Below are 13,748 nucleotides of genomic sequence, written 5' to 3'. Positions count from 1 at the left end.
ATGAATTACATACAGAACAAACCTTATTTTGTGTTTTTAGGATTAATAGTAGTTCTTCTGCTATATGGCTTTTATAAAGGGAATGAAACTATTGTTCTCAATATTCATGCTACTTATTTTGTAATCTCTTGGAAACACTTAATGATTCTTGTTTCTTTTTTCTATGGAATATTGGCTTTGGGTTATTTTGGTATCCTGAAACTAAATTTTGTTTTAATAAATTGGATGACAGTTTCTCACGTTTTAATAAGCCTAATTGGTTTGTTTATAGTTTTTATTTTGCCTAAATTTTTTAGAGAAATTGTTCCTGGAGATATATTGTCAGTTATAAATGACACGAATTTTAATCAAAGAATAGAATCTGGAATCTTGATTTTGATTTGTGCATTATTAGGATCTCAACTTCTGTTTTTTGCAAATGTGATTTTTGCTTTAATAAAAGGAAGAGTATAAACATTTTGCCCTTTGAGGATTCTCATTTCAGAACAAAAAACATTCACAAATATTTAGCATAAGTACCAAAACTTTGCATGCAAAAATTCCGTAACTTTAAGCATAATTATTGGGTTGCGGAATTTTTTCACTGAGTATTGCCGTTCGATTTTTCAGATTATTAAGAATCTGATTTTTTATTTTCTCTTAGTCCAGATAAATTGAATGACATAATTGTTTAAATGCAGACGATTATGAAAACAACTACTTTATTATTTTTATTTTTTACGGCCTTTTCAGTCATTGCCCAAGACAAATTTTTTACTAATACGGGAACAATAAACTTTGAGGCGTCTGTTCCTTTGTTTGAAGAAGTGAGAGCTGTAAATAGACAAGTTGCTATACTTTTAGAACCTAAAACAAGTACTTTTATTTGTACTGTTATCATCAAAGATTTTCGTTTCAAATTGGATTTAATGCAAGAGCATTTCAATGAAAATTACATGCAAAGCAATCGTTATCCTAAAGCGGTGTTTAAAGGAAAGATTGAAAAATTTGATTTGAAAGATATTAATGAAGTAGAAAAAGAATATCATATAAAAGGGAAACTTAATCTACGCGGAAAATCGAAGGAGATTATTGTAAATGCTTTGATTAAAAGAGTTCCAGAGGGAATTCAGATAATTTCAGATTTTCCAATCGCAGTATCCGATTTTAATATTAATATTCCAACTCCTATAGCATCGAAAATTGCAAAAACAGCCAATACAGAACTAACGGGTATTATTCGTAGCGATGAGACCATGCTGACTTTGAAATAAGAATTACTTTATACAATTAATAAGTGTCTTTTCTAAATCTGTAAATTGAAACTCGAAACCTGTTTTCTGAATTTTTTCTGAAGAAACACGCTGTCCTGTTAAGATGGCTTCACTCATTTGTCCCAACAGAATTTTTAATACAAATGCCGGAACTTTAGGAATCCATATACTATAATCATATAGTTTGGCCATAGTTTTAGAAAATCTAGAATTTGTTGTATTGTCGGTTACACATGCATTGTAGGCACCTTCGAGTTTGGTGTCTTCAATGCTTTTTAAATAAATCTGGCACAAATCTTCAATATGAATCCAAGGAAGATATTGCTTGCCAGAACCCAAAACAGCACCAAAACCAGATTTAAATGTGGGAACCATTTTTTTTAAGAAACCTTCGTTTTTACCAAAAACAATTCCAGTTCGAATTTTGACTGTTCGAATATTTAAAGAACCAATTTTATCGGCGGCATTTTCCCATTTCTGACAAGTAATGCCTAAGAAATCATCGGCTGGAGGGGTATTTTCAGTACAGATTTTATGACTAGTAACGGCACCATAAATTCCGATTCCTGAAGCAGAAATAAACGCTTCCAGCTTTTTATTGTTCATTTCCAAAATAGAATAAATCATTTCAACTGGTCTTACGCGACTTTCAATAATGGCTCTTTTGCGTCTTTTAGTCCATCTCTTTTCGACAATTCCTTCTCCAGCAAGGTGAATAATATAATCGGCATTTAAAACTGCATTTTTGTCAATGTAGTTTTTCTTTAGATCCCATTTATAATAGGTCACTCTTGGATTACTTTCTCTATCAGAACGACTCAAAATGGATACTGAAAAACCTGCTTCGATCAGAACATCTGTCAAATATTTCCCGACGAAACCAGTCCCGCCTGTTAATAGAACATTTTGAGCCATAATAGTTTATAATATATTTAACAGTGTATAGTGTTTAAGGATTAGTAAAGGTACTTAAACAATGTTTACCTTTATGGCAAATTCTAAATTTTAATAAAATGGCGACTAAAAAAAAGGTAATTACCAAAGATGATATCGTTTCAAAATATATGGAAGAGGTTTTAGAAAAAGGTCAAAAACCAAAATCGGTTTATCATTTTGCCAAAGAAAATGATTTTACTGAAGCTGAGTTTTATGCTTTCTTCGGAACATTAGAAGGTTTAGAAAAAGAAATATTTCGACTGTTTTTTGAAAACACGGTGAACCTTCTTCACAAAAATGAAGAATATCAGGGATATGATATGAAGAATAAAATGTTGAGTTTTTATTTTACTTTCTTCGAAATCCTGACAGCCAACAGAAGTTATGTTTTGCAATCCCTTAAAATAGATCGAAACCCAATCAAAAATTTAGTTCAGTTAACAACACTTCGAAATAGTTTCAAAGACTATGTTGCTGAGATTTTAACAGATGATTACAGATTAGAGCAAGAAAGATTCCAGAAATTTCAAGAAAAAGCCATTCAAGAATATTCTTGGTTACAATTAATGTTGACCATTAAATTTTGGATGGAAGATGAATCTCCTGCTTTTGAGAAAACGGATATTTTTATTGAAAAGTCTGTTAATGCTTCATTTGAGTTGATGAATGTTGCACCAATGAATCATCTGATTGATTTTGGAAAATTTTTGTTTAAAGAAAAAGTACACAGCAGATAATGAAAACAATTGATTATATCCCAACTTCTAAAATTGAGCGAGCGGGAAAATTGGTTCAGACTGGTGCTAAGATTGGTGTAAACTATGTAAAGCATTATGCCGAAAAAATGGTAAACCCAGATTTAACCCGCGATAAGCTAAATGAGAACAATGCAGAAGATATTTATGACGGACTAAAAAGCTTAAAAGGAAGTGCCTTAAAGGTAGCTCAGATGCTGAGTATGGATAAGAACTTTCTGCCTCAAGCTTATGTGGAGAAATTTTCTTTATCGCAGTTTTCTGTTCCGCCACTTTCGGCCCCTTTGGTTTTAAAAACGTTTAAAAGCAATTTTGGAAAAACACCTTACGAAATTTTTGACGAGTTCAATCCGAATTCTGTAAATGCAGCAAGTATTGGTCAGGTGCATTTGGCAAAGAAAAACGATAAAAAACTGGCGGTTAAAATTCAATATCCTGGAGTTGCCAATAGTATTTCGTCAGATTTGGCTTTGGTAAAACCAATTGCGATTAGAATGTTTAATCTTCAAGGAAAAGATTCTGATAAATACTTTAAAGAAGTTGAAGACAAACTAATTGAGGAAACCAACTATTTGTTAGAATTACAACAAAGTCAGGAAGTTGTTGATGCTTGCAGTAAAATCGAAAATATTACTTTTCCCAATTACTATCCAGAATTTTCATCAGAGAAAATTATTACCATGGATTGGATGTCGGGAATTCATCTTTCTGAATTTACAGCCATAAATAAAGATCAAGAAGCGAGCGATAAGTTAGGACAAGCACTTTGGGATTTTTACATGTATCAGATTCATGTTTTACGAAAAGTACATGCAGATCCGCATCCGGGAAATTTTTTGGTTGACGATCAAAAGCAATTGATCGCTTTAGATTTTGGTTGTATGAAACAAATTCCAGAAGATTTTTATACGCCCTATTTCGAATTGATCAATAAAAATGTGATTACAGACCAGAAGCTTTTTAATGAGAAATTATTCGAATTAGAAATTCTGCGCAAAGATGATACACCTGCAGAAGTGGAATATTTCACAGAAATGTTTCATGATTTATTGTCGCTTTTTACAAAACCTTTTCAAAACGAAACTTTCGATTTTTCTGATGAAAAATTCTTTAATGCAATTGCCGAATTAGGAAAACGTTTCTCAGAAGATACAAACTTGAAAAAAATGAACGGAAATCGAGGTTCTAAGCACTTTATTTACATGAATCGTACTTTCTTTGGTTTATACAATTTAATGTTTGATTTGAAAGCTAAAATTGTGGTGAACGACTATTTGAAATATTAAGTTTTTTTGTTTCAGGTCTCAAGTTTCAAGTTGGCTGAACTTTATCTATAGAACTTTGTCAAAGTTTAAAACTTTGACAAAGTTTTTTTTGTCTAGTTTGTCATCCTGAGGAACGAAGGATCACACTCGTAAATCGACAAAGTTTGGCGACATTCTGTGCGGAGTTTCTAGTGTGATCCTTCGTTCCTCAGGATGACAAAAATGAATATAAATCTGCTTAATCTGCAAAATCGGCGTGAAACAAAATTAAGCATCCAGTATAAACTTGAAACTTGAAACCTGAAACAAAAAAACTACTTCAAAATCCCTGCCTTGTAAGTCGCAATCGCACGATCTCTCGCAAAAGCATGATCAACCATAGGTTCTGCGTAACCAAAATCAAATTCGGGAATCCATTTTCTAATGTATTCTCCTTTTTCGTCAAATTTCTTTTGTTGAATTTCGGGATTAAAAACTCTGAAATAAGGAGCAGCATCACAGCCTGTTCCTGCTGCCCATTGCCAGTTTCCTACGTTTGAAGCCAATTCAAAATCTAAAAGTTTTTCTGCAAAATACCCTTCGCCCCACTGCCAATTAATCAGTAAGTGTTTGCAAAGAAAACTGGCTACAACCATACGTACGCGATTGTGCATATAACCTGTTTCGTTTAATTGTCGCATTCCAGCATCGACCATCGGATATCCTGTTTTTCCAGAACACCAACGTTTGAAATCCTCTTCGTTATTTCGCCATTGAATTCCGTCATAATTGGATTTAAAATTATGATTAACGCAATTTGGAAAACTAAATAGAATCTGAATAAAGAATTCTCTCCAGATTAATTCACTCAAAAAAGTCTGATTTTTTCGGTTGGCCCAGTTTACTAATTTTCGGATACTTACTGTTCCAAAGCGTAAATGCGGAGAAAGATGAGAAGTGCTATCCAGAGCTGGAAAATCTCTGGTTTCTTTATAATGAGAAATTTGCGTTAAGTTGTGTGGAAGAACTTTTATAGAGCTTCTTTTAAAACCTATTTCATCTAAATCTGGAAACTTGAATTTATTTTTCAAAAAATTCGATTGATGCGACGTCGAATCATATTCTGGAGCAGATCCAGAGAGACGATATTTTTCCAGCCATTTGTTTTTGTAAGGCGTGTAAACAGTATAAGGAAGTCCGTCTGCTTTGGTTATTTCTTTTTCTTCAAAAATTACATGATCTTTAAAAGATATCGTTTCAATATTATTTTCTTTTAATAAAGATGAAATTAAACTGTCGCGTTTAATAGCGAATGGTTCATAATCTTTATTAAAGAAAACATTTTGAATGTCAAATTCTTCGACAAGCGATTTCCAAACGTCTTTTGTTTTTCCTTTTTTGATTAAAATGGAAGAATCAAATGGGTTTAATTCTGAGTTTATTTTTTTTAATGAATCATAAATGAAAGTTACTCTTGCATCGTCTTTTGGGAGATGTTCTAAAATATCATCATCAAAAATAAAAAGAGGTACAACAGGAAAATCGGATTGTAAAGCATGAAATAATCCGGTATTGTCTTCTAAACGCAAATCACGTCTAAACCAGAATAAAGTAACTTTTTGTTTTGTCATTGTTTTTATTTTTTGCCACAGATTAATCGATTTCAAATGATTTTTTATTCTCTGGGCTATTTTTCTCAACACATAGAAACATAGATTTTTTTTCTTTTAAAAAGAGTTTATAAAGAAACTAGTTTTTAACACATAGCTGTGTGTATTTATGCAAGTGAAACGCCTTTTTTTGTCAATCTAAAATCTATGATTCTATGTGTTTAAATTTTTTAAGCTTTTTTAGAATTAAATAATTCTTCAATTTTATTAAATCTGTAATCGAAAATACTTTTCAGTTTGTTTTTTACGATTAAACGATTCATGATTCGGCCTAAGATTCCGAATGGGAGAGCGTAATGGACAATGTCGGTCATTTTGGTTCCTCCATCTGGTGTTGGTTCAAAGAAATGTTTGTGATGCCAAAGTTTATAAGGTCCAAATTGCTGAATATCTACAAAATAATCGTTTTCTTGGCAAGCCGTAATTTCGGTAACCCAAGAAGTTTTAATTCCGAAAAGAGGTCTTAAGGTGTATGAAATTATTTGTCCGTGATACATGCGCTTGCCATCGTAATCCTGAATTTGAAAATTCATATTATCGAGAGTAATGGTCTGCAGGTTTTTCGGACTTGAGAAAAAATCCCAGCAATCTTCTACACTTGCATTTATATGCTGTACGGTAACTATTTTGTATAATTTCATAATCACAAATCTTTCTTGAAATACGTGAGCGTTAAGGTGTAAAGTGAGCTCTTTTGTAGCAGGCATTTTTGGCCAGAGACAAAAAGTAGAAATCGAACACCCAAATAATGCTACATTTTATAATATTTGAATGGTACGAACAACATTCCGAAACATTCTCCTTTTTCTTTGTTGAGGTGTTTATGGTGAATTTTATGAGCTTTTCGTAATCCGATGAGGTATTTGTTTTTGGTGTTTTTAAACCATTTAAAACGCTGATGAATCAAAACATCGTGAATTAGAAAATAGCAAATGCCGTAAAGTGTAATTCCACAGGCAATGAAAAACAAATAATTAAATCCGCCTTGAACGCCAAAGTAGAATAGAATAATACTTGGCGTAGCAAAAATGACGAAGAAAATATCGTTGCGCTCAAAGGTGTTTTCGTATTTCGGCTGATGATGATCCGCATGAAAATACCACATAAATCCATGCATTATGTATTTATGCGTGAGCCACGTAACACATTCCATGAAAAGAAAAACGCCTAAAAAGATTAAAAAAGAAATCATTTTATAAATGTTGAGGTTTTAAAATTATCGTTTTATTGGTTTTGAGTTTAGCTTTGGATTATAAAATATTGACTCAAAAAAAAGTTTTTAAAAATTGCTGATTTTGTCATTTTTGTCATCCTGAGCGAAGTCGAAGGAACGCAAGTAACTCCGCAATGAGAATCTAATCTTTGGCGAGCTTCTCGCGGTTCTTCGACTTCGCTCAGAAAGACAAACTGTTTGTTTAATCGTAATTACAAAGTTGAAGGAAATTATACCAACTTCAATTTATAAGTCACAAAAGACTGCGCCAAAAGTCCTGCTTTGGTATAATTAGAAACACGAATTCTCGAATTTCCAATCTCATAGTAAGGTGTGTGTTTTAGCTTTTGAAGTAGTTTTTTATAATAAACATAAGCGGTATAAACCCCAAATTTGGCTTCTATTGGTAATTTTACAATTCCTTGATAGGCAATTCTAAAATCTTCTTCGATTTCTTTGATGATTTGATTTTTCGAATCTTCGTTGAAATTATTCAGATTTACGCCTGGAAAATAAGTGCGATTCAAGATCGTATTATCGTCTTTTAGATCTCTCAAGAAATTTACTTTCTGAAAAGCAGAACCTAAACGCATAGCTTCGTTTTTCAGCTGTTCGTATTTATGCTCTTTTCCAGATACAAAAACTTTCAAACACATTAATCCGACAACATCTGCAGAACCGTAAATGTAATCTATGTATTCGGTTTGTGTTTGGTAATTTGATTTTATAAGATCCATTTTCATGCTTTTTAGAAAAGCTTGAACGAGATCATCACTAATATTGTATTCTTTTACAGTATGTTGAAATGAATTCAAAATCGGATTTAAACTAATGCCCAATTGCATTGCTTTGTAATATTCTTTTTCGAAATCTTCAATAAGATATTCTTTTTCATAATCGTGAAATGAATCCACGATTTCGTCAGCAAAACGAACAAATCCGTAAATACTGTAAATGGCATCTCGAATGCTTGGCGAAAGCATTTTTACGGCTAGCGAAAATGAAGTACTGTAATTTTTGGTTACCAGTTTGCTGCATTTGAAAGAAACGGCGTCGAATAGTGATTTCATTTTTTTAAGATCTAAAAGATTTTTGAATTAATTCAGCTGCGAGTTTTCCTGAAATTAAAGCAGGCGGAACACCTGGCCCAGGAACGGTTAATTGTCCTGTAAAATATAAATTCTTGACTTTTTTGCTTTTTAATTTTGGTCTTAAAAAAGCGGTTTGCAAGAGGGTATTGGCCATTCCGTAAGCATTTCCTTTGTAGGCGTTATAATCGCTTACAAAGTCATTTTTACAAAATGATCTCTTAAAGATAATATTATTTTTTATTTTTTGTTGCGTAAGTTCTTCAAAACGAGCGATTATCTTTTCGAAATATTCTTCTCGTAACGCTTCGTTATCTTCGATTCCGGGAGCTAGCGGAATTAAGAAAAATCCAGATTCCATTCCGTTTGGCGCCGCGGTCAAATCTGTTTTGGATGGAAAGTTGGCATAGAATAAAGGGGCATCGGGCCATTTTGGATTATCATAAATATCTGCAGCATGCTGGTTGAAATCGACATCAAAAAATAAAGCGTGATGCGAAATGTTTTCTATTTTTTTATTGAAACCAACAAAAAATAGGAGAGAAGAGGGAGCAAAAACTCTGCTTTCCCAATATTTTTCAGAATACATTCTGTGTTCTTTTTCGAGTAAAATTTCCGAATGATGATAATCGGCACCACTCAAAACAATATCAGCCTTCAGGATTTCGCCATTAATTACAATTCCTTTAGCTATTTTATTTTCGACAATTATTTTATCAATTGGCGAATTGGTTTTAATGGTTACGCCAAGTTCTAATGCCAATTTTTCGATTCCTCGAATGACATCAAACATTCCAGTTTTAGGGTGCCAAGTTCCTAAACCGAAATCGGCATAATTCATAAAATTATAAAAGGAAGGCGTTTTAGTTGGTTTTGCTCCAAGAAATAAAACTGGAAATTCGAGAATTTGAATTAATCTTTCATTCTTGAATTTTTTCCGAATATCGGTGCTTACGTTTTTAAAAAACTGATTGAGTTTTAATGCCGTTTCTTTGGTAATTAATTCAAGAGGAGAAACTCCTGGGCGATAAACCAAATCTTTGATTGCAATGTCATAATTGCTTTTGGCTTGGTCAATAAAGCTTTGCAGTTTTTGACCGCTTCCTTTTTCGATCGTCTCAAAAGTATATTTAATCTCTTCTAGATTATCATAAATGCTGATGAAATCATCCATTCCGAAATAAACACGATAGGCCGGATTTAATTTTATCAGTTCATAATAATCAGAAGGTTTTTTATTGAAGTCTTGAAAAAAGCGTTCAAAAACATCTGGCATCCAATACCAGCTTGGTCCCATGTCAAAAGTAAAACCGTCTTCTTTAAATTGTCTGGCGCGACCGCCAATTGTGCTGTTTTTCTCGTAGACAGTAACTTTGTTTCCCTGCTGTGCAAGGTAACATGCGGCTGCCAAAGAAGAGAAGCCTGAGCCTATTATTTGGATAGTTTTTCTCATTTGTTTAACAAATATAAGAAAAACTTAAACAAAAATAAATTAAAGCATGTTAATAGTTTCTTCCATCGAATCAAAAACTCGAATTCTGTCTGTTAGGACTTTCTCATCAATGTATTCTACCATTTTACCCATAAGCCAGATTTCGTTGTTTTTCTGCAATAATTTCTGCCCCATAGATTTTACATATTGATTAATTACGCTTCGGTCTGGCTGAACAGTCATAAAGGAAATAAACGTAATGTTTTCAAAATGTTTGGTTAAATCCTGTAAGTTTTCAATTGGCATACTTTCTCCCAGATAAATGGTTTTGTAGCCTTTATCAAGAATTTCGTATTGCAGGTATAACAATCCTATTTGGTGAATTTCGTTTAACGGAAGTGATAAAACAAAAATTCGATCGGTTTTGATTGGTTTTCTAATTTGAAGGCTTTCTGTATAAATCAATATTTTCTGCTTGATTAAATGACTCATGAAATGTTCGTTTGCAGGAGTAATCGTTTCAGACTGCCATAATAATCCCAACTCTTTTAAAAGAGGCAAAAAATGTTCTTTAAAAACTTCTTTAAATGTTTTTTCGGTAATAAGCCAATCAAATGTGTTGAAGAATAATTCTTGATCAAAGTTCATCATCGCCATTTTAAAAGAAGTGATGGCATAGTTTTGAGAATTTTTCTTCGAAATTATTTCGCGTACCAGTTGTGGTATTTTTTCTTCAGGATAGGTTGCAATTTTAGAAATCTTATAGCCGTATTCATGCAGTAACGTAATGTTTAAAAGTTTCTGCAGGTTATGAAGATTGTAAAATCTAATATTAGTGTCGGTTCGCATAGGTTCAAGGATATTGTATCTCTTTTCCCAGATGCGTATGGTATGCGCTTTTATTCCAGATAAGTTCTCAAGATCTTTAATGCTGAAAACAGTTTTAATATTGTTTATCATTTTTCGCGATTAAGTCAACAAATGTAAAATAAAATCTTAGATTCGACATTAAAACTAAATTAAAAAGATAGAGAATTAGAGGTTTACGTATTCATAATATATTTTTTACCTAAAATCAGGTATTTATTTCTTAAGAAATATATTACTTTGATAAAAAAGAAAACAGCCTATCAGATTAAAATCTTGACAGACTGTTCTTATTTTTTTTGCTTTATGTATTATTTACAGAAAGTAGCTCTGTTTTTTGCGGCGCTTTGGCTTCCTAACTCAATTGCTTTTGTAAAATCCTTACAGCAATTTTTCTTATCGCCAATTTTGTTATAGGCCAATCCTCTTAAATTGTAGGCGACATAATCTTTCGGGTTTAAGCCTAAAGAAGCGGTGCAATCTTCAATTGTTCCTTCGTAATTCTGCAGTTTGTAATTGACATTGGCTCTGCCAGTAAAAGCGTCTGCATTCATGTCGTCCAATTCGATTGTCTTGCTAAAGTCAGCCTGAGCACCTTTTAAATCGTTTAGTTTGAATTTTGCTACACCACGGTTCTGATAAGCTTCAACAAATTTAGAATTCATGCTGATAGCTTTGGTGTAATCGGCTATGGCGCCTTTTGTATTTCCAGCTTCAGCTTTTTTCATGGCTTTGTCAAAATAGCCTGTTGCAGATTGCGCCCAAGTCGAGCATGACACCATTATAAATGATGCTAATAGTAGGTTTTTCATAAAACTAATTTGGGATTAGTGATTTAATTATTTCCCAACGAATTTAAGAAAGTTTTTATCTTGTGAGAAAATTTCTTTTGGTAAATGAAGAAATAGTAAGAAAAAATTAAAGGAGGTTTTTCTAAAGCTCTATTTTTAAGATTTGATATTTCTTAAAAAGAAAAAGGTCAAGTAAAATAAATTACCTGACCTTTTGTGACCCGACTGGGGCTCGAACCCAGGACCCCATCATTAAAAGTGATGTGCTCTACCGACTGAGCTATCGAGTCTTCGATTTCTTCAATGAGGGTGCAAATATAAGTACTTTATTTAGTTTGCAAAGCCTTTTTGGAAAGGAATTTTGAAATTAATTTAAATTGTTATTGTAAGTGCTTACTTTGCAGTGGTATATATTTTGTTTTTTTTCTGTGATAATAAAGGTGCAGAATAAAAAACTGCTGATTTTTCTGAATTATTTATTTGATAAGCTTTTCAAGTCTTTGCATCATCTCTTCTTTTTCTCTCAACATACGCTCGTATAAGGCTATTTTTTCTTCATGCAACTGAATCAATTTGTCGATTGGATTGTTGTTGAAAGTTGGGCTGTAATTTATTAAACCTTGAGTGTCGTGAAAAGTACTAGAAATAATATTTATTGCCTGTTCTTCGTTAAAATTCTGAAATGCTTCTACAGGGATTTTTAATATTGCTGCAATTTGTTTTAGAAGATTTTCCTCAATTACATCTTTCTGCTCCAATAAAGAAATTTTCTTTTGACTCCAGTCTTCTCCTAGATCATAAGCCAATGCTTCTTGTTTTATGTTAAGCATTTCTCTAAAACGTTTCACGTTTCTTCCTTGATGTATTTTTTGTTCCATAATGAGTATTGTTTTCTAAAAGCTTAAAGATAAAGCCATGCAGGTTGAAAAAATCTGATTGCCAAAGATAAAAAAATATCCTGCAAATTATTTTTTTGTCAGATATTATATCTGTTTTGTGTATTGTAAATAAAATTGTCGGGTAGAATTCGAACCATTTATGAGAAGAATTAAAAAAATCTTGAATGATGTTTATTAGTTTTATCTTTTAAAAATAATGATATATTAGCTATACAAATCAAGTTAATTGCTTTTTTATGAAAAGACAATACAGGGTATATTTTGTTATTTTGTTTTTTGCAATTGGTTGTAAAAAGAACGCAATAGATAAGCTGGAAGTTAAAAATGAAACTTTTAAAAGTACAACTGATATAGTGAAAACTATAGGTGATACAACTGCTGAAATTTCAAAAAAGAGAAATAGGTATGTTAATAATATTGCTGATATTTCAAAAGACTCAGTTATTGCCTGTAGGTATTTTGAATTAATGTATTCGACAAATGGCGCAAAAACTTGGAAAAATATTAAAACATCATTGATGTTTAAAGATGTAACTTTTACTGATAAAAAGATTCTTGTTGGCATTGATAGTTGGGAAGGAATTCACGAATCGGATTATTCTCGAATACATATTTCAAAAGATTTTGGAAATTCTTGGGAAACAATAACTTTTGATACCAGAAAATTTTTTCCAATGGAAATAATTTCAAATCCAAAGGAGCAACTTTGTGTTCGTACAGCTGAAAATAAAGTCTATAAATTCCAAGGGACTGATTATAAGAAAGATTGGGTGTATGTAAAAACGATACCAGAAACGGAATATACAAGAGATGTAGTTGATTATCCATACGGAATAAATGATGAAAGTGATAACGTGAAGCTTTATAAAAAAAGTAAGGATAAAACGGACACATTGGTATACTTAGATTTATGCAGTGAAGCTAGAGAAATTCTTCAAAAAGATAACATTGTGCATATTTCAGGAACAGGAACAGATAGGAAAACAGGTAAGCAATATGGGTATTATGGGCAGTTAATCCATGATGAAACATTGAAACAATATAAACTTCCTGGCTGGTTCACAAATATTAAAAAAACCAAATTTAATGTATATATCATGTGTGAAAATGGATTGTATATTGTAAAAGATGGAAAAATAAAACAGCTGTATTAAGTTTTGTAGGAAAATAAGACAACTTTGCTTAGCTCTCTTTATTTAAAAATTGTTCTAACACCAATGCGTCAACTTATTTTAGGACGAGACAAAACATAAAAAAGCCTATTTCAAAACGAAATAGGCTTTTCTAGTGACCATGGAGGGATTTGAACCCTCACGCCCTTGCGAGCACCACCCCCTCAAGATGGCGAGTCTACCGTTTCTCCACATGGCCTAAAAGGAAAAAGGTCGAGTAAAATAAATTACCCGACCTTTTGTGACCCGACTGGGGCTCGAACCCAGGACCCCATCATTAAAAGTGATGTGCTCTACCGACTGAGCTATCGAGTCATTGCTTTCAAGAAATTTAATTTGTTAATCACAAAATTTGTGACCCGACTGGGGCTCGAACCCAGGACCCCATCATTAAAAGTGATGTGCTCTACCGACTGAGCTATCGAGTC

14 protein-coding genes and 4 tRNA genes are annotated in these 13,748 nt (G+C 32.5%); 5 read left to right on the top strand and 13 right to left on the bottom strand.

Going from position 1 to position 13,748, the window contains the following annotated elements; genetic code table 11:
• Together AC3Y25_RS23755 and AC3Y25_RS23750 are read left to right on the top strand one after the other, a co-directional pair.
• On the top strand, positions 1–453 hold the full coding sequence (locus AC3Y25_RS23755; protein ID WP_489904459.1) for a hypothetical protein: 453 nt from the start codon (positions 1–3) through the stop codon (positions 451–453).
• Positions 454–686: 233 nt separating this feature from the next.
• Entirely contained in the window at positions 687–1,253 is a 567-nt protein-coding gene (locus AC3Y25_RS23750; RefSeq protein WP_250837214.1) for a YceI family protein, read from the top strand.
• Between the two features lie 3 nt (positions 1,254–1,256).
• Here AC3Y25_RS23750 and AC3Y25_RS23745 read toward each other — a convergent pair whose 3' ends face one another.
• Positions 1,257–2,168: a TIGR01777 family oxidoreductase gene (locus AC3Y25_RS23745; protein ID WP_489904458.1), complete on the bottom strand. Its 912-nt coding sequence runs from the start codon at positions 2,166–2,168 to the stop codon at positions 1,257–1,259.
• A gap of 98 nt (positions 2,169–2,266) precedes the next feature.
• On the opposite strand from AC3Y25_RS23745, the gene AC3Y25_RS23740 reads away from it, so the two are divergent.
• Positions 2,267–2,926, top strand: a complete 660-nt coding sequence (locus AC3Y25_RS23740) for a TetR family transcriptional regulator C-terminal domain-containing protein (RefSeq protein WP_489904457.1) — start codon at positions 2,267–2,269, stop codon at positions 2,924–2,926.
• Complete coding sequence (locus AC3Y25_RS23735; RefSeq protein ID WP_489904456.1) at positions 2,926–4,230, top strand: ABC1 kinase family protein; 1,305 nt, start codon at positions 2,926–2,928, stop codon at positions 4,228–4,230. The genes AC3Y25_RS23740 and AC3Y25_RS23735 overlap by 1 nt, the downstream gene beginning before the upstream one ends.
• Before the next feature lie 293 nt (positions 4,231–4,523).
• Here the strand turns inward: AC3Y25_RS23735 and AC3Y25_RS23730 are convergent, their stop codons facing one another.
• The 9 genes from AC3Y25_RS23730 to AC3Y25_RS23690 form a co-directional block, all read right to left on the bottom strand.
• The gene (locus tag AC3Y25_RS23730; RefSeq protein ID WP_489904455.1) at positions 4,524–5,819 is read right to left on the bottom strand and encodes a cryptochrome/photolyase family protein; all 1,296 of its coding nucleotides are present in this window, start codon (positions 5,817–5,819) and stop codon (positions 4,524–4,526) included.
• Between the two features lie 209 nt (positions 5,820–6,028).
• Positions 6,029–6,499 (bottom strand): SRPBCC family protein, encoded by a 471-nt coding sequence (locus AC3Y25_RS23725; protein ID WP_250837209.1) that lies wholly within the window; start codon positions 6,497–6,499, stop codon positions 6,029–6,031.
• Positions 6,500–6,609: 110 nt separating this feature from the next.
• A complete protein-coding gene (locus AC3Y25_RS23720) occupies positions 6,610–7,050 on the bottom strand; it encodes a sterol desaturase family protein (protein WP_379800917.1) in 441 nt (146 codons plus the stop codon).
• A gap of 251 nt (positions 7,051–7,301) precedes the next feature.
• Entirely contained in the window at positions 7,302–8,141 is an 840-nt protein-coding gene (locus tag AC3Y25_RS23715) for a phytoene/squalene synthase family protein (RefSeq protein ID WP_427875032.1), read from the bottom strand.
• Between the two features lie 4 nt (positions 8,142–8,145).
• Complete coding sequence (locus AC3Y25_RS23710) at positions 8,146–9,612, bottom strand: phytoene desaturase family protein (protein WP_489904454.1); 1,467 nt, start codon at positions 9,610–9,612, stop codon at positions 8,146–8,148.
• Positions 9,613–9,651: 39 nt separating this feature from the next.
• Positions 9,652–10,551, bottom strand: coding sequence for a MerR family transcriptional regulator (locus tag AC3Y25_RS23705; RefSeq protein WP_095929553.1), 900 nt, complete (start codon positions 10,549–10,551; stop codon positions 9,652–9,654).
• A 218-nt stretch (positions 10,552–10,769) separates the two neighbouring features.
• A complete protein-coding gene (locus AC3Y25_RS23700; RefSeq protein WP_248728007.1) occupies positions 10,770–11,270 on the bottom strand; it encodes a tetratricopeptide repeat protein in 501 nt (166 codons plus the stop codon).
• A 196-nt stretch (positions 11,271–11,466) separates the two neighbouring features.
• Positions 11,467–11,539 (bottom strand) — tRNA-Lys (locus AC3Y25_RS23695).
• Positions 11,540–11,725: 186 nt separating this feature from the next.
• Positions 11,726–12,127, bottom strand: coding sequence for a helix-turn-helix domain-containing protein (locus AC3Y25_RS23690; protein ID WP_427875030.1), 402 nt, complete (start codon positions 12,125–12,127; stop codon positions 11,726–11,728).
• Between the two features lie 257 nt (positions 12,128–12,384).
• Between AC3Y25_RS23690 and AC3Y25_RS23685 the strand changes: the two genes are divergently transcribed.
• On the top strand, positions 12,385–13,302 hold the full coding sequence (locus tag AC3Y25_RS23685; RefSeq protein ID WP_489904453.1) for a WD40/YVTN/BNR-like repeat-containing protein: 918 nt from the start codon (positions 12,385–12,387) through the stop codon (positions 13,300–13,302).
• A 134-nt stretch (positions 13,303–13,436) separates the two neighbouring features.
• On the opposite strand, the gene AC3Y25_RS23680 is transcribed toward AC3Y25_RS23685, so the two are convergent.
• From AC3Y25_RS23680 to AC3Y25_RS23670, 3 genes are all read right to left on the bottom strand, one after another.
• A tRNA-Leu gene (locus tag AC3Y25_RS23680) sits at positions 13,437–13,519 on the bottom strand.
• Between the two features lie 43 nt (positions 13,520–13,562).
• Positions 13,563–13,635: transfer RNA gene (locus AC3Y25_RS23675), tRNA-Lys, on the bottom strand.
• A gap of 40 nt (positions 13,636–13,675) precedes the next feature.
• Positions 13,676–13,748: transfer RNA gene (locus AC3Y25_RS23670), tRNA-Lys, on the bottom strand.

This window comes from Flavobacterium sp. LK-23, from assembly GCF_058135255.1.
The sequence above is the reverse complement of the archived record's forward strand: the minus strand, read 5'-3'. Positions and strand labels throughout refer to the sequence as shown.